We start from the raw sequence: 18,361 nt of genomic DNA on the forward strand, positions 1-18,361 counted from the left end.
CGTCACGCAGATGCCCAGATGACGTTCGCCTTCATCGAGCAGCATGCGACCACCTGGCCGGTGCGTCTCATGTGCCGCGTGCTCGGAGTGTCCTCCAGCGGGTACTCCGGATGGCGAGCACGTCCCGAGAGCGCTCGTTCGGCGTCCAATCGGCAACTCTTCGACGACGTGCAGCGGATCCAGGCCGGGCATCAGAGGCGATATGGTTCGCCTCGGGTGCATGCGGCCCTGCGCGCGGAGGGCCGCATAGCCAGCCGCGGGCGGGTGGAGCGCCTGATGCGCCGTCATGGCATCCGGGCTCTGGCGGGGCGCCGGTTCCGGCCCTGCACGACCGACAGCCGACACGACCTGCCGATCGCCGCCAACCTGCTCAAGCAGCAGTTCTCGGTCGCGTTGCCCAACCAGGTCTGGTTGGCGGACATCACCTACCTGCCCACGGCAGAAGGCTGGCTTTACCTGGCCGCCGTCCTTGATCTCGCCACTCGCAAGATCGTCGGCGGGTCGATGCGCGACCACATGCGGACTGAACTGACGTCGACCGCTCTGATGATAGCCACCCAACGGCAGCGGCCGTCTGCCGGGCTCATCTGTCACTCGGATCGCGGCAGCCAGTACGCAGCGGAGGCTTACCGCAGGCAACTCGACGACATCCAGGCGATCCCCTCCATGAGCCGCGCGGGCTGCTGCTATGACAATGCCCCGATGGAGAGCTTCTTCCACACCCTCAAGGTCGAACTTGTCCACCAGCGACGATGGGTCACCCGGGATGAGGCCCGGCGCGACCTGTTCGCCTCCATCGAGAGCTACGACAATCGACAGCGCCTCCACTCGGATCTCGGCTCCATCACGCCCGAGCAGGCCGAGCGGAACGCAGGCTAACCCCCGTGTCCGCGGAAACGGCGGAGGATCAGCCACCAGCGCCTACTCTTCATCGGACACATCCGACGGGTAGGCTGGGCGATCAAAGGGCATAAACCACAGCGCCAAGCTTGCCAGTCAGTTCATAACACGCTCTAGGTGGGAAAGGCTAGCCTTCAGATCAGGCGAGAGGGGAAGGTTTGGGCTGCGGCCCGTCGCGGGGTTGGGGGTCAAGAACCACCTGTTGTAGATCTCACTCCACCGGCCGTTTGCGGCGCTGGCCTGCAGTCCCGCATTCACGGCTCGGGCGAAAGCATCATCCCCCAACGGAAGCATGATGCCGTATGCCTCCGTCGCGCCAAGCGTGTCCTCGGACATCGCCAGGTCATCCGACATGCCCCAACCCGCCATCACGCCGGCCAGCAGCACGTCATCCATCACGTAAGCGGCAGCGCGCTCGGATTTCACGGCGGCAAAGGCTTCTACATCTTCCCGGCAGAGCAAGATAGCGATGTGTAGGTTGCGCTGCCTGTTGGCCGCATTCAATTTTACAGTTTCGGTGGTGCCGGCCAGGGACGCCACCGTACGTCCGGCGAGATCCGCAAAATTCTTGTAGCCGTTCCGCCGCAGCGACACGAAACGAGTCGCGGTGAAGAATATGGGTGTGCTGAAGCCGACCTGCTGCTGCCGCTCCGCCGTGATGGTGGTTGCAGCGCATTCCATGTCCATGCGCCCCTCCCGCATCATCACGAAACGGGCTGCCATGGGAATAGGCACAAAATCGATATCGAGCCGCGCGACACCGAGATTTTGGCGGAGGCTGTCCACCACCTGCTGGCAGAGATCGATTACATAGCCTGCAGGTTTTCCATCCAGCAGGTCCGAGTACGGTGGGTAGCCGGCCCTATAACCGATCGTGATCCGCTTGGTAGCCGCGATCTTCTGCAGCACGGAAGGCCGGTCGTCGGCCATTGACGGTCCTGCCCAGCAGGTCGCTGCCACCATCGCCGAAATTATCGCCATCAAGGATCGCAGCCCACGCGGGAAACGTCCTCGCCCGTGGCACATTGCCCCATTCGCCATCGTTGTCGTCACCCTTCACGTGTCCCCGCCCGGCCCACCTCAGGCAGCCTTCGCCGCCCCATCGCTTTCGACCGGCATCGTCATGCCCGGCCGGTGCAGCGCGAAGCGGCCGCGCCCCTCATTCTTGGCAACATAGAGGGCGAGATCAGCTCGCTTGAGGAAAACGCTGCGCTCCGCGCCGTCCTCCGGTGCGCTGGCGATCCCGATGCTGATGCCAATGCTCACCGGTGAGCCGCCATACGCGAATGGACGCGCCATTGACGCCACGATGGCGTGTGCGAGGCGCTCGGCTCGCTGGACACCGTCATTCCCGTCCACGTGCTGCAACAGCGCGAATTCGTCTCCTCCCAGCCGGGCTATCAAGTCGTCGGCCGACAGCAGAGGTTCGATGCGCCGGCTCACGTCAACCAGCACAGCATCGCCCGCCGCATGCCCCAAGGTATCGTTCACCTCCTTGAAGCGATCCAGGTCCAGCAACATTAGGTTGTAGGTGGCGCTACCGGCAGCCATTCGCTCCAGCGCCGTATCCAGAAGTGCGGTGAAGTGCGCTCGATTGGGAAGTCCGGTTAGGCTGTCATGGTGGGCGCGATGCTCCATCACGGCTGCATGCTCGCCAATCTGACGCAGCTGACCCCGTTCCACCACTGCACAGCGCAGCTTTTCGATGGCCATGGCGAGCCGCCCCAATTCGTCGGTTCGCTCCTGAAACGGAATCTTCACACCCGTGTCGTTGTCGGCCAAAGCGGTGAGAACACCAGTCAAGGCCGGGATCGGTCGGAAGGCGTGGCGCAGGGCGATCGCAACGACCAGAGCCGACCCGGCCAAAGTCACTATCATCAGCAGCGTGAGTGTCAGAAGCGCCTGGTTGCGAGCGGCCAGCAGCGCTTCAGCCGATCCGACGCTGGCCACCAGCCCTCCCATGAATCGCCCCTCCTTGGACAGGATCGGCATGAACCCCGCAAAATGCGTCGTTGATCCAACCTTGGTCCAACCGGTGAATAGGCGCTTGGGTGACTGGCCCTGGCGGTCGGGAAAGGAGAAGCGGAGGCCGGAGCCCTGGCCCTGGCTGTCGCTGAGGCTGGTGATTCTGCCGGCTTCATCCGCCGTCACCAGCCACACGTCCTGCCCCGTCTGCGCTGACGCAAGGGCCAGCACGTCGGCCGGCATGAAACCGGTCGTCACGATAGACTGATCGTCTCCCACAGGGCGGCCCGTCTCAATCCAGCCTACGCGCCCGTCTTGATCGATGTGGACGGACACGAATGTGTAGATGCCGCGCAAGGCGGTGCTGGCCACTTGCGCGTAGAGGCGGGCATCGTGATCCCATTGCCGGGACTGGCCACGTACCATGATGAGCAGCGCTGTGCCTGCCCCCAGCGCATACGCCAGCATGACGGAGGCCAGCACGAAGACAGTGATCCTGCCAAGCAGCGACCGCGTCCAGGACAACTCTCGCGCAGCGGTATGATGGCTCAGTAACGGCAAGATGAGCACTCCCCTCCTTTAGCGTTAGACGACAGATGTTTACCGCAACTTAAAATCGATGGCCGCTCCGCGGAGATCATCAGCTTTTCCGATTTTAGTTAATGGAGCAGAGCCGCAGCAAATGAGTCTGGCGCCGCCGACCCGCAGGTGCCAGGCGATCACCGCGACAGTCCGGCGTGCCTGCGTCGCACTTGGGTTGCGGGCCGGGTCCGCCCGTTCCAAGAGATCGTGTCCCAGGGCGTGGTGTAGCTGATGGTGGCCCACCGCGACGACCGGCAGGGCCGGACCGGTCGGACTGCCAGGGAGGGCGGGCTGACGGGGGGATCATCGCCGATCGGGGCGATGCTTTCCAGGGTCATATAGCGGCAACGCTGCATGGCCCACTCGCCGCTCTGTTCGAGCAGGATCGCACCGACCAACCTGCGGATCGAAGGCACATGGGGGCAGAGGCCGACGACCTCGGTGCGCCGCCTGATCTTGCCATCGAGGCGCTCCTACGGGTTGGTGGAGCGCAGTTTGGCGCAGTGTGCCGCCGGGAAGCCCATGTAGGCCACCAGGACGTCGGTCTCCGCCGTGTCCATCAGGGCTGCCAGCTTGGGCACCTTGGGCCGGAGCTGATCGGCCACGCGCCGCCAGTGCTGGCGGGCAGCCTCGTCATCGTCCTGGCGAAGGCGTTCACGCGTTCGTCGATGTCCGGGCACCGCCGGCCGAGCTGGCTCTTGGAGATGCCCGTCCCACCCGAGGCCTGGACGGGATCATCGACCGCGCGAGTTGAGATGCCCTGGATGAAGGCCTCCCGGATCACCGCGGCCAGCGCCTTTACGGTCACGCGGCGTGGCTCCAGGAAGCTCGGGGAAGTAGCTCACCGTCCGCAGCTTCGGGATGCGCAGCGCGACCTTGCCGGCTCGCATCTGCCAGTCTCTGTCGCGATAGCGGTGACGCTGCGCCAAGCGCTCCGGGTTCTTCTCGCCGTGGGCTGCGCCGGTCAGGCCGGCGACCTCCGGTTCCATCAGCCGCTGCGCGGCAGAGCCGATCATGGCGTGCAGCCCGTCCGCGTCAGCGCTCGTCTCAGCCAGCGCCCGCAGGCTCATCATGGCATCGGTCATCGGAGGTCTCCCGGGTTCGAGGTTGGTGGCTCGCAATCCGATCCTGACCCGTCGCCGCCGATGGCCACCCCCGCGGGAGATCCCGCCTGCTACAGCGGTGCGGAGGGCACGCAGGCGGGATCTCCCGCTCTCGTCAAGCTACACCACTTCAAGGGACACAATCCGCCCCTCTCCGAAGTCATGCGCGTTACTGCAATAGCGGGAGATGCGGAACCGCTTCGCTGCAAGTCTTTCAGCTGGACTTCGAATCTCTTTCCGCTCTCGCTTCCGCCGTCCGGAAAAGGGGAATAGCTGGTGACGAAGCGGCCGTCTGGCGGCATCGCTCGTCGATCGTGGGCTCGGTGCCGCCGCCGTCGGAAAAAACTTGGGACACGCACGGTGCTCTTTCCCGATCAATCTGGTGAGGGCAGCCCGACAAAGAGTTCCGTCCCGACGACGAACACCGGCCGCATCCCCAGCACGGATGCTGCCCATGCAGGAGGAGCGGACCGCGTGCCTCAAGCGAGCAGCTGAAGCTCCGTTTTGCCGAGCTTGATGCTGCTCTCCTGCGGCAGCCAATTTCCGCTCGATTCCTGGCGGCCCTGCAGCACGTAGCGGGGGTTCGTCTCCTTGATCGTATCGGCGGCGATCTTGGATAAGTCGCCGATCTTGCCCTTTTTCATCCGGTTGACGATGAGGCCGAGCCGCGTATCTGAGAAGTCGCGGAGCATGTCGTAGTCCCCGTCGCTATCGCCTGCGACGAGCAGCGGACCGTAGCCCTTCTGGGCGAACAGCACCTGCTTGATAGCGGTGGTCTTGCCCGGGCCCCAGGTCAGCGGCCATCCCTTGCGGTAGACGTTCTTGAGCGTCTCACCGTCCTGCTCCAGGCGCAGGCCGATGACGTGATCGCGAGGGACGTTGTAGCCGTATTTCGGCAAAGTCGCGAAGACCGCAACGACGTGCTCAAGAGAGGCGGTGCAGACGTAGCTGTCGATGCCGTGGCGGCTGAAGGTATCCATCAGTCCACCAATCTCGGTGCACAGCCGGATGCCGTGGAGATGGCTGACGCTCACGATTCCGGACTTGCCGGCCCGCTCGGCCGGACTGGTGTACTTTGCCTTCACAAGCCCTGCCCCCAGGGCAATATCGTTGGACGCCTCGGTGAGACGCGACAGCTCCGGAACCGTCATGTTCGCGAGCAAGTAGATCACCCATGGATAGCCGATGTCGACGCCATGAGTATCGTTGACAGCTTCGTACAGATAGTAGATCTTAGTCCGAAAGTCCTTGAAATGCGGCGTTTTCACGATGTCCGCGAGCGGCTGGTTGCCGGACATCCCCTTGTAGGCGCCGTGCAGCCATGCGTAATCGACATCGAGATCGGTGCAGATCGATTCGAGGTCGACGGCCGCGCCGGCCGCGTTCTTGAATTCGTCGGAGAATTTGCCCGGCGGGGACATTCTGACGGATGATCGCGCCGAACTCGGCCGGAGTGAGGTTGAAGGACAGCGTGTTGATCTGATGCATCAGCAACGCCTCCTCGCAGTCGTTCATGATGCTGGTGTTGTCCCAGTCGAACACGGCGTAGGGCCGCCGCTTGCGGTCGTAGGTCGGCGCGGTGTTGCCGTGTTCGGCGATCAGCCGCGTCACGACGGCGTGGTTGCGCGGCGCCTACTTCGCCCGATCGAGGCCGACCGCCTCGCCGGTCCGCTCCGTGGCACGGGCGGTCGTAGTCGCGGTGGCCGTCGCGGCTAGCATCACGCCACCCAGGAAGCCGCGGCGCTTCATGGCTATCCGTCGAGAGTTGTCGGCCATGTCGTCGCTCTTGCAGGGTGGAACGAGGGGAAGGACGCGGCGTGATCCGGGCTCGGCCGTGATGACGCGGTGATCCGGTGGAGGCCGGAGCCGGGGGATCACACGGAGGCGCCGCCATCCGCGAGCTTCTGTCCTTCGGCTTGGCGGGCGAGCAGGCTCGCGGCCACGGCCAGTACCATGACACTGAGGAAGAGAACGAAGATCAGCGGATTGTAGACCACCAGGGCCAGGAAGCAGACCGAGGCGAGGGCGAGCGCGACGGCGGGGACATAGGGATAGAGCGGCGCCCGGTAGGGCCGGACCAGGGCCGGCTCGCGGCGGCGCAGCCGGAAGAGGCTCGCCATGCTCATGCCGTACATCACCAGGGCGCCGAAGACCGCCATCGTGACGATGCTGGCGGTGAGCGACTGGCCTGCGATGGTGACGAGGCTGTCGCTGTAGATCGCCACGATCCCGACGGCGCCCCCCGCCAGGGTGGCGATGTGGGGCGTGCGGAAGCGGGGATGGACGCGTGCGAGGGCCCCGGGCAGGAACCCGGCCCGCGCCAGGGCGAAGATCTGCCGCGAGTATCCCATGATGATGCCGTGGAAGGAGGCGACGAGGCCGAACAAGCCGAGCCAGACCAGCATGTGAAGCCAGCCGCTCGAATCACCGACCACGGCCTTCATCGCCTGCGGCAGCGGGTCGTTGAGGTTGCTCAGGGTCCGCCAGTCACCCACGGCACCGGCAAACAGCATGACGCCGAAGGCCAGGGCGGTGAGCGTCAGCACGCCGCTGATGTAGGCGATCGGGATCGTACGCCGGGGGTCCTTCGCCTCCTCGGCGGCCATGGCCACCCCCTCGATCGCGAGGAAGAACCAGATCGCGAACGGGATCGCGGCGAACATGCCGCCGACGGCCGCCAGGCTGAAGGTGCTCTCGCCGGCCCAGCCATGGGCGGTGAAGTTCGAGAGGTCAAAGGCAGGCGCGACGACGCCCATGAATACCAGAAGCTCGACCACGGCCAGGATGGTGACGAACAACTCGAACGTCGCCGCGATCTGCACCCCGACGATGTTGAGCGTCATGAATAGAAGATAGGCGCCGAGCGCCGCATGCTTGGGGTCCAGCGCCGGGAATTGGACGTTGAGATAAGCACCGATCGCGAGGGCGATGGCAGGCGGCGCGAATACGAACTCGATCAGCGTGGCGTATCCGGCGATGCAGCCGCCGACCGGACCAAAGGCACGGCGGCTATACGCGAACGGGCCGCCCGCCTGCGGGATCGCCGTGGTGAGCTCCGTGAAGCTGAAGATGAAGGCGATGTACATCGCGGCCACGACCACCGTCGTGATCAGGAAGCCGAGAGTGCCGGCGCTGGCCCAGCCGTAGCTCCATCCGAAATACTCACCGGAGATCACCAGCCCGACGGCGATGCCCCAGAGGTGGAACGCATTGAGACCTTTGTGAAGCCCGACATCCTGCATCGATCGTTCCCCCCTGGATTCGCGTCCTGCCGTGTACGATCGAGGCAGCGGGACGAATGTCGTCTCGCCAGTTCGCATACAGGTGCGCGCGCCACCGCGATGACATGCAGCACGTCAGGCGTGGTCGTTGCGCGTTGATCGAATGGCCCGCTCGGTGGAAGGCCGTTCGAAGGGCGGCAGCCGGTCTCCCGGGCGCAACCTCATGTCCCTGGCAATTCCGTGCCCGGCTCCCCTCGAGAAGGGGCTCCTCGATCCCGTCCTGCAGGCCGATGCCGGTGAGGCCGCGCCGCAGGGCCTCGCGCACGAACCATGCCACCTTGCCGGCCGCCTGATCCGTGGTCAGGCCGCCCCGGCCATGCACGTTCGAGATGCAGTTGCGCTCGGAATCCCGCCGGCCGGGACGGGGCGCATAGGTCAGGTAGATGCCCAGACTGTCGGCGACGCTGAGGCCCGGACGCTCGCCGATCAGCACTACGCTGAGGCGTGCCCCGAGGCCTTTACCCACAGGATCGCCGAGAGCGGCCTGACCTATTTTGTTGCATAGGGATCACCCTGTAGCCTCGCCGGGTCGGCTTTGATCATCCTGGCCCTTGCGAGGGCGAGCCGGACTCAACTCGCCGCCCGAAGCACCGATTTTGGCATCACCCCATAGGCCTTCTTGAAGGCGCGGCTGAAATGCGAGAAGTCGCTGAAGCCGCATTGCATCACCACCTGCCCGACATTTCGGGCCTGGCCCTCCTCCAGGAGCCGGTGGGCGAGGGCCAGCCGCTGCTGCCACAGCCAGCGGATCGCCGTCGTGCCGTCGGCCGCGAAGGCGCGGCAGAGGGTGCGCAGCGATACGCCGAGGCGGTTCGCGACCGTGGCAAGATCGAGGTCGGGATCCTCGATATGGGCGAGCAGGAAGGTCTTCGCTTGGCGCACCAGGTCGTCGTCGGCGGCCCGACGCCCCGGCGCCGTCAGGCTCGCCTCCAACGAAGCGGTGAGCAGTTCGAGGAACGAGTTGCCGAGGCGCTGCGAGCAGCTCTCGCTCAACGGGGCTTCGAGCTCGACGATGTCGGTCAGGGTGTGGGCGATGGTCGAGGCGAGGGGCTGGTCGGGCCGGATGATCCGCGCGGCAAGGTGCTCGAAGTCGGGGAGCCGCGCCGCCATCTGACGCCGGGCCATCCGGGCAACGATCATCCGGGTGTCCTGCTCGAACTCCCAGAGGAACGGCCGGGCCGAATCATAGATCACCAGGTCGCCGACGGCCGGAAGGGCGCAGCGACCGTCCTGCACCAGCCGGCCGGTGCCGGTCTTCATCAGCGCCACGAACACGTCGTCGTCCGGCATCCGCCGCAGGCAGGCGGCATCGCGGCGGTTCTCCATCGGCGAGAACCGGATGTCGCAGACATTCACCTTGCCCAGCGCGACCTTGCGCAGCCGCGCCGCAAACGGTGCGTCGCCGATCTTCGGCATCGTCTCCGACGGGCTCAGATGGGCACAGATCGCGTCGCGCCAGTAGGAGAAGCGGTATTTCTCGGCTAACACGTTGGTGTCGAAGGTCGTAATCGATGCCGGTGGCGGGGAACACGCCGCCGGGGAAGAGGCGTTGGGCAGTGCCATGACTGTTCCTCCGACGTTCGAGAACATTGACGGCCGCTCCCGTCGAGCAGATCGCTCTGCTTCCTGTCCGTACGGGCCGAAGCAATGGTGATGCCAGCCGTGACGAGCCCTGACGATCACGGGCCAAGCGGCGCGGCCCGTCGAGTCAAGACGAGCGCCGGCTCCGCCGCGAGGATGCAACCGCACGACCGGAGACACCGATGGCCGCGAACCTGCACGACGAACCCCTGGTCTTCATCGCCGAGGCGATCCGCCGGCGGCAGGTGAGCGCAGTCGAGGTGACGACCGCGATGCTCGATCGCATCGAAGCCCTCGACGGCGAGATCCGCAGCTACACCACGGTCACGGCGGAGCACGCGCTCGCCGCCGCAGCGCGGGCGGACTGCGAGACGGCCCGGGGCATCAGCCGCGGCCCGCTTCACGGCGTACCCCTCGGCATCAAGGACCTGTGCGACACGCGCTTCGCCCCGACCGGCGCCGGCACGGTGGTCCACCGCGAGCGCGTGCCGGACAGCGACGCCACGGTGGTCGAGCGGCTGGAGCAGGGCGGGGCGGTGATCCTCGGTAAGCTCGCAATGACCGAGGGCGCCTATACGAGCCACCATCCTGACAATCCCGGCCCACTCAATCCCTGGGGTCGCGGCTACTGGCTCGGCTCGTCCTCCACCGGCTCGGGCGCAGCCACCGCGGCGCGGCTGTGCTTCGGGTCGCTCGGCTCCGACACCGGTGGCTCGATCCGCTTCCCCTCCGCGACCTGCGGGCTCACCGGCATCAAGCCGAGCTGGGGCCGGGTCAGTCGGCACGGCGTGTTCCCGCTGGCCACCTCCCTCGACCATGTCGGCCCGATGGCTCGCAGCGCCGCCGATGCGGCGGCGATTCTCGGCGTGATCGCGGGCGCCGATCGTTACGACCCGACCGCCTTGGCCGCCCCGGTGGACGACTATCTCGGCGGCCTCGGCCGGTCGATCCGAGGCCTCACCATCGGTATCGACCGCCGCTTCACGACCGAGGGGATCGACGCGGCGGTGGTGGCAGCCCTCGACGCCATGGAGGCGGTCTTGCGCGGCCTCGGCGCCCGCCTCGTCGAGGTCGCGATGCCGCCGACCGACCGGCTGGTACGCGGCTGGATCCCGTTCTGCTCCGTCGAGACCGCGCTCGCCCACCGGGAGACCTATCCGGCGCGGGCCGCCGAGTACGGCCCGGACCTCGCCGGGCTGATCGACCAGGGCCGGAGCGTCCCCGGCCTCGACTTCGGGGCGATCTACCACGACCGCTTGGACTTCTCGGGCGCGCTCGCTGCCCTGTTCGCGGAGGTCGACCTGCTGCTGGTGCCGACCATGCCGATGCCGGTCCCGAGCCTCGCCCGGATGGGCGAGTACGGCAAGGATCCGGAGGTGCTGCTGCGCCTCCTGCGCTTCACCGCGCCGTTCAACTTCTCCGGCAGCCCGACCATCACCCTGCCGGCGGGAATCGATGCGGCCGGGCTACCGCTCAGCGTCCAGCTCGTCGGGCCGCACCTATCGGAGGCGCTGCTGTGCCGGGCAGGGCACGCGGTCCAGCAAGTCACGGACTGGCACGCGCGCCGGCCGCTGGACCTGGCATGAGTCGTTACACCCCGCGCGCCCTTTCCCGGATATCCTCCCGCCTCGCTGCGGTCGTCCAAGGCAGGAAAAGGGGCTGAGGTCGGCAAGCTCTCGCGTCATGCCCAATGGTCGTGGAAAACGACCATTGGTTCCATTCTTGAATTTTTGACGAGCGTCTCGCCCGGCAAAAAAAGTTCGATTTGGAGCAACGGTCCGATGCATCAGCATCTTGGGCCGTGGGTTATCAATCCGCCAACACTCTCGCTGCCCGCTCGGCCACCAGGATCACCGTCGCGTTGAGGTTGGCAGAGATCATCCGCGGGAAAACCGAGGCATCGGCGACGAACAGGCCGTCGAGCCCGCGAACCGCGAAGCTTTGCGGATCGACGACGTCGCCGGGATCGATGCCCATTCGGCAGGTGCTCGACGGGTGGTACAGCGAGGCGAGGTGGCCGCGCACGTGCCGGGCGATGCCGGCCTCGTCCCGGCATTCGGCCGAGGGGCTGAGTTCGTGGTCGAGGACCCCGGCGAGCGGGCCTGCCGCCGCGATGGCCCGGTTGATCCGCACCCCCTCGACCAGTGTGGCGAGATCGTGTCCGCCTGCGTCACTGAGGTAGCGCGGGTCGATCGCCGGCGCGGAGAGCGGGTCGGCGGAGCGCAGGCAGATCTCGCCGCGGCTCTCCGGCCGCTGCAGGACCGCGAACAGGGTGAAGCCCGAATCCGGATAGAGGAAGCGGCCGTAATCGCGGTGGGCCGAGGCGATGCCGTAGAGCTGGAGGTCGGGCTCGATGCCCGGCCGCGTGGCGACGTGGCCGCCGGCCGCGGCCCAGTTCGAGGTCCGCGGGCCCGTGCGCCGCGCCTGCCACTCGGCGAAGCTCCCGGCCCCGTCCAGGGCGCCGAGGCCGATCGGGCACTTCGCCGCGAAGGCGAGGGTGATGGCCGGATGGTCCTGCAAATCCTGTCCGACACCGGGCAGGTCGTGCACCGGCGCGACCCCGACGGCCTTCAGCGCGTCCGCCGGGCCGATGCCGGAGAGCATCATGAGGTGGGGCGAGGCGATGGCGCCGGCTGCGAGCACGATCCGATCGGCTGAGGCCCGCTCGGGCCGGCCGTTGCGCAGGTATTCGACGCCGACGGCGCGCCCGTGCTCGACCACGATGCGGGTGACGAGCACGCCGGTCTCAATCGTGAGGTTTCCCCGCTCCCGCGCCGGATCGAGATAAGCGCGCTTGGTGCCGAAACGCTCCCCGCCCTTGGTGGTCAGCTGGAAGAAGCCGACGCCCTCCTGGCTGCCGCCATTGAAGTCCGGATTGGACGGGTGGCCGGCCGCCACGGCGGCATCGTGCCAGAGCGTCTCGCCCTCATCGCGATACGGGCAATCCTCGACCGGCAGCGGGCCGTCGGTGCCGTGCAGCGGGTGGCTGCCGAAGCGGCGATTGTCCTCGGACGAGAGGAAATCCGGCAGCACGTCGCGCCAGCCCCAGCCGGGGCAGCCCATCGCTTCCCAGCCGTCGTAGTCCGAGGGCAGGCCGCGCAGGTAGATCATGGCGTTGAGCGAGCCCGAGCCGCCGAGCATCCGGCCGCGGGGCCAGAAGATCCGCCGATAACGGCATTCCGCTTGAGGCTCAGTATGGAAGCCCCAGTCAGCCCCCGTGTTGAACAGGCTCGGCCAGTCGGACGGGATGACGGCGCCGAGCGGTGGCTCGCCGCCCGCCTCGAGCAGCAACATCCGGCGCGCCGGGTCGGCGCTGAGGCGCCCGGCGAGCACGCAGCCGGCGCTGCCGGCACCGACGATCACGGTGTCGTGGCGGCTCATCGGGCCGAGATCTCGTCGGCCGTGACCAGGACGACCTCGCCGTCGAGGATCGGCTGGGCGATGGCAAAGAAACGCGCCACCGCCGCCGAGCCGTTGTGCCGGTCCATCGCCGCGGCATCGGCGAACCGCTCGTAGGTGGTGAAGCGGGTCGGATCGCCCGCATCCTGCGAGACGAAGAAGCCGACCGTGTCCGGCTCGTTCTCCGCGACGTGGGCCGCCACGTCGAGGAGGGCGGCCCGCAGGGTGTCCTCCGCGCCGGGCCGGGCGCGGAGGATGGCGCTGATGGTCTTCACCGAGCGCCCTCTCAGAAGGTCTTCCAGTCGCCGGTCGCCTCGAAGGCGGCGGCGGCCTGGTAGATCGCGCTCTCGTTCCAGTCCCTCGCCGTCAGCATCAGGCCGACCGGCAGGCCGTCGACGAGGCCGCAAGGAATCGACATCGAGGGGTTGCCGGTCACGTCCATCGGCGAGGTCGAGGCGACCATCTCGAAGGCGCGGGCGACGATCTCCTCAAGCGGCGCGCCCTTCTCCGGCAGCTTGGTGGCGGTGCAGGGCAGGGTCGGGCACAGCAGCAGGTCGTAGGTCTGGAAGCACTTCGAAAAATCCTCCCGCACCTTGCGGGCGAGGTTCTGCGCCTTGGCGTAGTAGCGGCCCCGATAGTGGGTCAGGCCCCACTGGCCGATGAGCATCGAGATCTTCAGCGTCTCGGAGAGATCGTCCGCCTTGTCGCGCCAGGCGGAGTGGAAGTCGAACAGGCCGACGTCGTAGGCGCCCTTCCAGTTGAAACCCATGCCGTTGCCGAGCATCATCTGCTGCGTCAGGCCTTCCAACCCGATCGGTGTCCAGACCGACGCCGCCGTCTTGTACGCCGGCAGCGAGACCTCCTCGATCGTGGCGCCCAGGCCCTCGAACCGGGCCGCCGCAGCCCGGACCTTGTCGGCCACCGCCTCCTGCATGCCCGGCGCGGAGAAACCCTCCAGAAGGAGGCCGATCTTGAGGCCTCTCGCTCCCTTCTCCAGCGCCTCCGTGTAGGCGGCGACCTGCGGCGCATACTGGCGCGGGTCGAGCCCGTCCGGTCCGGCCAGCACTTCGAGCAGAAGCGCATTGTCGGCGACGCTCGCGGTCATCGGTCCGGTATGGTCGATCGTCGTCTCGATCGGCATCACGCCGGTATAGGGGACGAGGCCGTGGGTCGGCTTCATGCCGTAGATGCCGCAATACGAGGCGGGGATGCGGATCGACCCGCCCTGGTCGCCGCCGATCGCCATGTCGACCTCGCCGGCGGCCACCAGCGCACCGCTGCCCGAGGAGGAGCCGCCAGCCGAATAGCCCATCCGGTGCGGATTGTGGACCGGTCCGGGATCCGAGGTATGGCTGCCGCCCGAGAGGCAGAAATGCTCGCACACCGCCTTGCCGAGGATCGTCGCGCCGGCATCAAGCATCCGGGTCACGATGGTGGCGTCGGAGGCCGGCACGAAGCCCTCGAGGGTCGAGGCGCCGTTCATCATCGGCACGCCGGCGAGCGCCACGTTGTCCTTGAGTGCGACGGTCTTGCCCTTGAGCTTGCCGGTCTCGGCGCCCTTCACCTGGCTCTTCCAGTACCAGGCGCCGAGCGGGTTCTCCTCAGGGCTCGGCCGGGTGCCGGGGGTGCGGGGATACTTCACCGGCGGGATGTGGTCGGGCAGGGTGTCGACGACGTCGTAGGCGTCGAACGAGGCGTCCATCAGGGCGCGGTAGGCGGCGGCCTCCTCGGGCGACAACGACATGTGGAGGCTGGCGGCGAGCTCGCGGACCTGGGCTGCGCTCGGGCGGGTGATGGCCATGGGGCGTCTCCTGTTGATCGTGGCAAGAAGGGGTCGTTCACGCTTCCCTTTCCGGGCCCCGAACGAGCCCGGAAAGGGAAGCGTGCGGAGAGGGATGCGTGTGACGCCGCTACGCCGCCGCCATGCCGATCCGCCCCGCCAGCAGGTCCTCGCGCGAGACCTCGCCGGTGATGCGGCCCTTCTGGATGCCGAGCACCCGGTCGGACAGCGAGGTGATGAAGTCGAGGTTCTGCTCGACGATGATCATCGACAGGTCCCAGCGCGCCTTGAGTGCCAGCAGCGTCTCGATGATCTCCTCGATGATCGAGGGCTGGATGCCCTCCGTCGGCTCGTCGAGGAGCACGAGCTTCGGCCGGGTGCAGAGGCAGCGGGCAAGCGCGAGCAATTGCTGCTCGCCTCCCGACAGGGTGCCGCCGCGCCGGTCGAGCAGGCGCACGAGGCGGGGAAAGTCGGCGAGCACGTCGTCGATGACGCGCGGGTCCTCCTTGGGGGCGCTGGCGAGCCCCATGCGCAGATTCTCGCGCACGGTGAGGGTGGGAAAAATCTCGCGGCCCTGCGGCACCAGGCCCATCCCGAGGCGGGCACGCTGGTGGATGGGCATCCGGGTCACGTCGGTGCCGGCAAAGCGCGCCGTGCCGGCGCCGGCCGGCAGGTGACCCATCAGGGTCCGCATCAGCGTGGTCTTGCCCATGCCGTTATGGCCGAGGATGCCGAGATACTCCCCGGGCGCCAGGGTGAAGTCGACGCCCATCAGGATCGGCACCCTGCCGTAGCTCGCCCGCAGGTCTTCCACGTCGAGAAGCGCGCTCATGCCGCCACCTTCTTGCCGAGGTAGACGTCGCGCACCCGCCGGTCGGCGAGTACCACGTCAATCCCGTCCTCCATCATGATCCGGCCTTGGTGGAACACCGTGACCGTGCGGGCGATCATCCTGATGAACGCCATGTCGTGCTCGACCACGACGATCGCCCGGGTCTTGTTGATCTCGCGAATGATCTCGGCGGTGCGGTGGGTCTCCTCATCGGTCATGCCGGCGGCCGGCTCGTCGAGGAGGATGAGGTCGGGATCGCCCGCAAGCACCGTTCCGATCTCGACCCATTGCCGTTGGCCGTGCGAGAGTTGGCCGACGGTGGCTCCGGCGAGATGCGTCAGCCGGATCTTGTCCAGGATCTCGTCGACGAGGCCCCCGGTGAACTTCGGCGTCGTCTTGCGGCGGGCCGAAAGCCAGATGTTCTCGCGCACCGACAGCCCGTTGAACACGTTCGGCACCTGCGTCTTGATGCCGATGCCAAGCCGGGCGATCTGGTGGCTCTGCAACCCCGTCAACGGTTGGCCGCGGAACGCGATGGTGCCGGAGGTGGGGGTGAGCTGCCCGGTCAGCATCTTGAAGAAGGTGCTTTTGCCGGCGCCGTTCGGGCCGATGAGGCAGCGCAGCTCCATCTCGCCGAGAGTGAAGCTCACGTCGTCGTTGGCGACGACGCCGCCGAAGCGCATCGTCAGGTGCTCGGTCGTCAGGAGAGGGACAAGCGGATCCATCAGTGCACCTCAAGACACTCCCGTGGCGCCCGCGCGGCCACAGCGAGAAATGACGGTGATCCGGAGCTTCGTGAGAGGCACTATTCGGCTCCCGCGATTTGGGCCCGGGCAGACGTGGAAGCGTTCGGGCGACGCCCGGCCTTGCGGCCGAGCCCGAGGAGCGCGGTCTTGAGCGCCGGCACGATCCCCTTCGGCAGCAGCAGTACGAAGCCGACCAAAATCACGCCGAGCACGAGGTTGGCGTTAAAGGCCTGCTGCGAGCCGATCTTGGCGTTGAGGAACTGGATCAGGACGCAGCCGACGACCGGGCCGATCAGGGTGCCGAGGCCCCCGACGGTGATCCAGATGATAATCTCGGCCGAGAGCGACAGGGAGAAGATCGTCGGGCCGACGAAGGCGCCCCAGTTGACATAGAGCGCCCCGGCCAACCCCGCGACGGCGCCGCCGACCATGAACACCCCGAGCTTGATCAGCCGCGGATCGTAGCCGAGCAGCGCTGCCCGGGTCTCGTTCTCGCGCACCGCCACGGCGACGCGGCCGAAGGGGCTGGCAAGGAGAAGCCGCATGAGGAGGTAGACGGCGATCAAGGCGCCGCCGGTGACCCACCACCCGGCCTCGGGCGTGAGCACCGCGTCCGGGGTGTAGGGCGCGTTAAAGGTCGGAACCGAGGGGATGCCGTTGAAGCCGCCGAGCCGGGCCTGGCCGATCGTGTAGGCGTCGCCCGCCGTCGAGTTGACGACGTTGAACAGGATGAGCGTGACGGTCAGCGTGATGACTCCGAGATAGACCTCGCTGATCCGGCCGTAGAACACGAAGTAGCCGAGGGCCGCCGCGAACAGGGAGGGACAGAGGATCGCCAGCAGGATCGCGTTGGTGGAATCGCCGAAATTGATCGCCGCGATCGCGTAGGTGTAGCCGCCCAAACCGAAGAACGCGGTCTGGCCGAACGACAGGATGCCGCCGAAGCCCCAGATGAAGCCGAGACTGAGCGCCAGCACGCCCATGGCGGCGAACAGCGTCAGCTGCATCAGGGTGAAGAGTTCGAGGTAGGTCGGGAGAACGACGACCAGGGCGATGGCGGCGAGGACCGCGAGAGCCTGGAGGAGGCGCGACAGGGCGGCGGGCATTCAGAGCGTTCCCTTGAAGAAGCGGCCGGAGATGCCCTGCGGCAGCAGCCGGATCAGCAGGATCGCGGAGAGAAAGAGGATCACCTCGCCGTAGACCGGGGTGGTGAAGTAGGCGCCGAGCTGGTTGACGACGCCGAACAGCCCGGCCGCCGAGAGCGTGCCCGAGATGATCGCTGCGCCGCCGCCGACGACCGTGATGAAGCACTTGGCGACGAAGGCGGTGCCCATCACCGGCGTGATGCCGGAAACCGGCGCCAGGAGCCCGCCCGCGAGCCCGGTGATGGCGGCGCCGATGCCGAACGTCGCCATATAGATCCTGGCCGGGTTGACCCCGAGCGTTGCGGCCATGCCGGGATTCAGCATCACCGCCCGGGCGACGAGGCCGAAGCGGGTGAACCGGAGCACGCCGTAGACCAGCGCCATCGTCAGGACGGCCATGGCGAGGAGAAAGATCGTGTACCAGCTCGACCGGTAGGCTCCGACCTGGAACCCGCCGAGCGGCGTCGGCACGCCGTTGATGGTGTTGCCGAAGATCGTCGTCACGAGGCCGATCAGGCAGAGGCTCAGGCCCCAGGTCGCCAGCATCGAGTCGACGAGGCGCCCGTACAGGAAACGGATCAGGCAGCGCTCGATCACCAGCCCGACGAGCCCGACGAAGAGCGGCGCCACCACCAGCATCGCGACCCAGATGTTGAGCCCGGCATTGGCCGAGATCACCGTGGCGTAGGCGCCCAGCATCACGAACTCGCCGTGGGCGAGGTTAATGATCTTCATCATCCCGAAGATGATTGCGAGGCCGAGACAGAGCAGGAACAGGGAGGCTGCCCCGTTCACAACGTCGAGCGCGATGATGAGCGACAGGTCCATGACATCATCCGGGCGGGGGAGGGGGATCTGCACAGGTGACTTGATCGACGGCAGATGCTGTCTCCCACCCGCGACCCCATCCTGAGGTGCAGGAGCCAAGCGGAGGCCCCGAAGGAGCCATCCAGGGATCGCGGAGGCTTCTCGAGGCCTCCTTCGAGGCTCGTGTCACTCCCACGTCAGGGTGCGGTCGCGGGTAGGAGGGATCACTAAACAGTCGGA

Annotated in this window: 16 protein-coding genes and 2 pseudogenes; 2 read left to right on the top strand and 16 right to left on the bottom strand. The window is 67.0% G+C overall.

Annotation, left to right across the window (positions count from 1 at the left end):
* The coding region (locus G4G93_RS26535; protein WP_165088718.1) for an IS3 family transposase at positions 1 to 879 on the top strand (879 nt) is incomplete at its 5' end.
* 117 nt (positions 880 to 996) lie between these two features.
* Here the strand turns inward: G4G93_RS26535 and G4G93_RS26540 are convergent.
* The 9 genes and pseudogenes from G4G93_RS26540 to G4G93_RS26570 form a co-directional block, all read right to left on the bottom strand.
* Positions 997 to 1,830 (bottom strand): amino acid ABC transporter substrate-binding protein, encoded by an 834-nt coding sequence (locus G4G93_RS26540; protein WP_165088720.1) that lies wholly within the window; start codon positions 1,828 to 1,830, stop codon positions 997 to 999.
* Between the two features lie 150 nt (positions 1,831 to 1,980).
* Positions 1,981 to 3,348 carry a GGDEF domain-containing protein gene (locus tag G4G93_RS26545; RefSeq protein ID WP_165088722.1) on the bottom strand — a complete coding sequence of 456 codons (1,368 nt, stop codon included), beginning with the start codon at positions 3,346 to 3,348 and terminating at the stop codon, positions 1,981 to 1,983.
* A gap of 236 nt (positions 3,349 to 3,584) precedes the next feature.
* A pseudogene (locus tag G4G93_RS36635) lies at positions 3,585 to 4,052 on the bottom strand (transposase).
* Positions 4,007 to 4,255, bottom strand: coding sequence for a transposase (locus G4G93_RS36500; protein WP_312892269.1), 249 nt, complete (start codon positions 4,253 to 4,255; stop codon positions 4,007 to 4,009). The pseudogene G4G93_RS36635 and the gene G4G93_RS36500 overlap by 46 nt, the downstream one beginning before the upstream one ends.
* Positions 4,182 to 4,532 carry a transposase gene (locus G4G93_RS36505; protein ID WP_281409748.1) on the bottom strand — a complete coding sequence of 117 codons (351 nt, stop codon included), beginning with the start codon at positions 4,530 to 4,532 and terminating at the stop codon, positions 4,182 to 4,184. Before G4G93_RS36505 ends, G4G93_RS36500 begins: the two co-directional genes overlap by 74 nt.
* 497 nt (positions 4,533 to 5,029) lie before the next feature.
* Positions 5,030 to 5,971, bottom strand: coding sequence for a haloacid dehalogenase-like hydrolase (locus tag G4G93_RS26555; protein WP_206290038.1), 942 nt, complete (start codon positions 5,969 to 5,971; stop codon positions 5,030 to 5,032).
* A 453-nt stretch (positions 5,972 to 6,424) separates the two neighbouring features.
* Positions 6,425 to 7,792 (bottom strand): ethanolamine permease, encoded by a 1,368-nt coding sequence (gene eat / locus G4G93_RS26560; RefSeq protein ID WP_165088724.1) that lies wholly within the window; start codon positions 7,790 to 7,792, stop codon positions 6,425 to 6,427.
* A 256-nt stretch (positions 7,793 to 8,048) separates the two neighbouring features.
* Positions 8,049 to 8,318: pseudogene (locus G4G93_RS36165) on the bottom strand (ethanolamine ammonia-lyase light chain EutC); the annotation flags it as partial.
* An 83-nt stretch (positions 8,319 to 8,401) separates the two neighbouring features.
* Positions 8,402 to 9,319, bottom strand: coding sequence for a helix-turn-helix domain-containing protein (locus tag G4G93_RS26570; protein WP_165088726.1), 918 nt, complete (start codon positions 9,317 to 9,319; stop codon positions 8,402 to 8,404).
* A gap of 275 nt (positions 9,320 to 9,594) precedes the next feature.
* Here G4G93_RS26570 and G4G93_RS26575 point away from each other — a divergent pair, with 275 nt between their 5' ends.
* Entirely contained in the window at positions 9,595 to 10,998 is a 1,404-nt protein-coding gene (locus G4G93_RS26575) for an amidase (RefSeq protein ID WP_165088728.1), read from the top strand.
* A gap of 223 nt (positions 10,999 to 11,221) precedes the next feature.
* Here G4G93_RS26575 and G4G93_RS26580 read toward each other — a convergent pair whose 3' ends face one another.
* The 7 genes from G4G93_RS26580 to G4G93_RS26610 all read right to left on the bottom strand — a co-directional run bounded on the left by G4G93_RS26580 (position 11,222) and on the right by G4G93_RS26610 (position 18,142).
* On the bottom strand, positions 11,222 to 12,793 hold the full coding sequence (locus tag G4G93_RS26580) for a GMC family oxidoreductase (RefSeq protein WP_165088730.1): 1,572 nt from the start codon (positions 12,791 to 12,793) through the stop codon (positions 11,222 to 11,224).
* Complete coding sequence (locus G4G93_RS26585; protein ID WP_165088732.1) at positions 12,790 to 13,086, bottom strand: putative quinol monooxygenase; 297 nt, start codon at positions 13,084 to 13,086, stop codon at positions 12,790 to 12,792. The genes G4G93_RS26580 and G4G93_RS26585 overlap by 4 nt, the downstream gene beginning before the upstream one ends.
* An 11-nt stretch (positions 13,087 to 13,097) precedes the next feature.
* On the bottom strand, positions 13,098 to 14,612 hold the full coding sequence (locus tag G4G93_RS26590; protein ID WP_165088734.1) for an amidase: 1,515 nt from the start codon (positions 14,610 to 14,612) through the stop codon (positions 13,098 to 13,100).
* 109 nt (positions 14,613 to 14,721) lie between these two features.
* On the bottom strand, positions 14,722 to 15,423 hold the full coding sequence (locus G4G93_RS26595; RefSeq protein ID WP_165088736.1) for an ABC transporter ATP-binding protein: 702 nt from the start codon (positions 15,421 to 15,423) through the stop codon (positions 14,722 to 14,724).
* On the bottom strand, positions 15,420 to 16,148 hold the full coding sequence (locus G4G93_RS26600; RefSeq protein WP_165088738.1) for an ATP-binding cassette domain-containing protein: 729 nt from the start codon (positions 16,146 to 16,148) through the stop codon (positions 15,420 to 15,422). Before G4G93_RS26600 ends, G4G93_RS26595 begins: the two co-directional genes overlap by 4 nt.
* Positions 16,149 to 16,228: 80 nt before the next feature.
* Positions 16,229 to 17,275, bottom strand: coding sequence for an ABC transporter permease subunit (locus G4G93_RS26605; RefSeq protein WP_165088740.1), 1,047 nt, complete (start codon positions 17,273 to 17,275; stop codon positions 16,229 to 16,231).
* A complete protein-coding gene (locus G4G93_RS26610; RefSeq protein ID WP_165088742.1) occupies positions 17,276 to 18,142 on the bottom strand; it encodes a branched-chain amino acid ABC transporter permease in 867 nt (288 codons plus the stop codon). It lies immediately after the preceding gene.
* Positions 18,143 to 18,361 lie beyond the last annotated feature (219 nt).

It is taken from the genome of Methylobacterium sp. DB0501 (assembly GCF_011043735.1).
Lineage (GTDB): Bacteria > Pseudomonadota > Alphaproteobacteria > Rhizobiales > Beijerinckiaceae > Methylobacterium > Methylobacterium alsaeris.

Coding starts and splice junctions, on each gene's coding strand:
- G4G93_RS26590 (WP_165088734.1), bottom strand. CDS start 14,612: ATGGCCATCACCCGCCCGAGCGCAGCCCAGGTCCGCGAGCTCGCCGCC.
- G4G93_RS26610 (WP_165088742.1), bottom strand. CDS start 18,142: ATGGACCTGTCGCTCATCATCGCGCTCGACGTTGTGAACGGGGCAGCC.
- eat (WP_165088724.1), bottom strand. CDS start 7,792: ATGCAGGATGTCGGGCTTCACAAAGGTCTCAATGCGTTCCACCTCTGG.
- G4G93_RS36505 (WP_281409748.1), bottom strand. CDS start 4,532: ATGACCGATGCCATGATGAGCCTGCGGGCGCTGGCTGAGACGAGCGCT.
- G4G93_RS26575 (WP_165088728.1), top strand. CDS start 9,595: ATGGCCGCGAACCTGCACGACGAACCCCTGGTCTTCATCGCCGAGGCG.
- G4G93_RS26605 (WP_165088740.1), bottom strand. CDS start 17,275: ATGCCCGCCGCCCTGTCGCGCCTCCTCCAGGCTCTCGCGGTCCTCGCC.
- G4G93_RS26580 (WP_165088730.1), bottom strand. CDS start 12,793: ATGAGCCGCCACGACACCGTGATCGTCGGTGCCGGCAGCGCCGGCTGC.
- G4G93_RS26600 (WP_165088738.1), bottom strand. CDS start 16,148: ATGGATCCGCTTGTCCCTCTCCTGACGACCGAGCACCTGACGATGCGC.
- G4G93_RS26595 (WP_165088736.1), bottom strand. CDS start 15,423: ATGAGCGCGCTTCTCGACGTGGAAGACCTGCGGGCGAGCTACGGCAGG.
- G4G93_RS26555 (WP_206290038.1), bottom strand. CDS start 5,971: ATGTCCCCGCCGGGCAAATTCTCCGACGAATTCAAGAACGCGGCCGGC.
- G4G93_RS26540 (WP_165088720.1), bottom strand. CDS start 1,830: ATGGCCGACGACCGGCCTTCCGTGCTGCAGAAGATCGCGGCTACCAAG.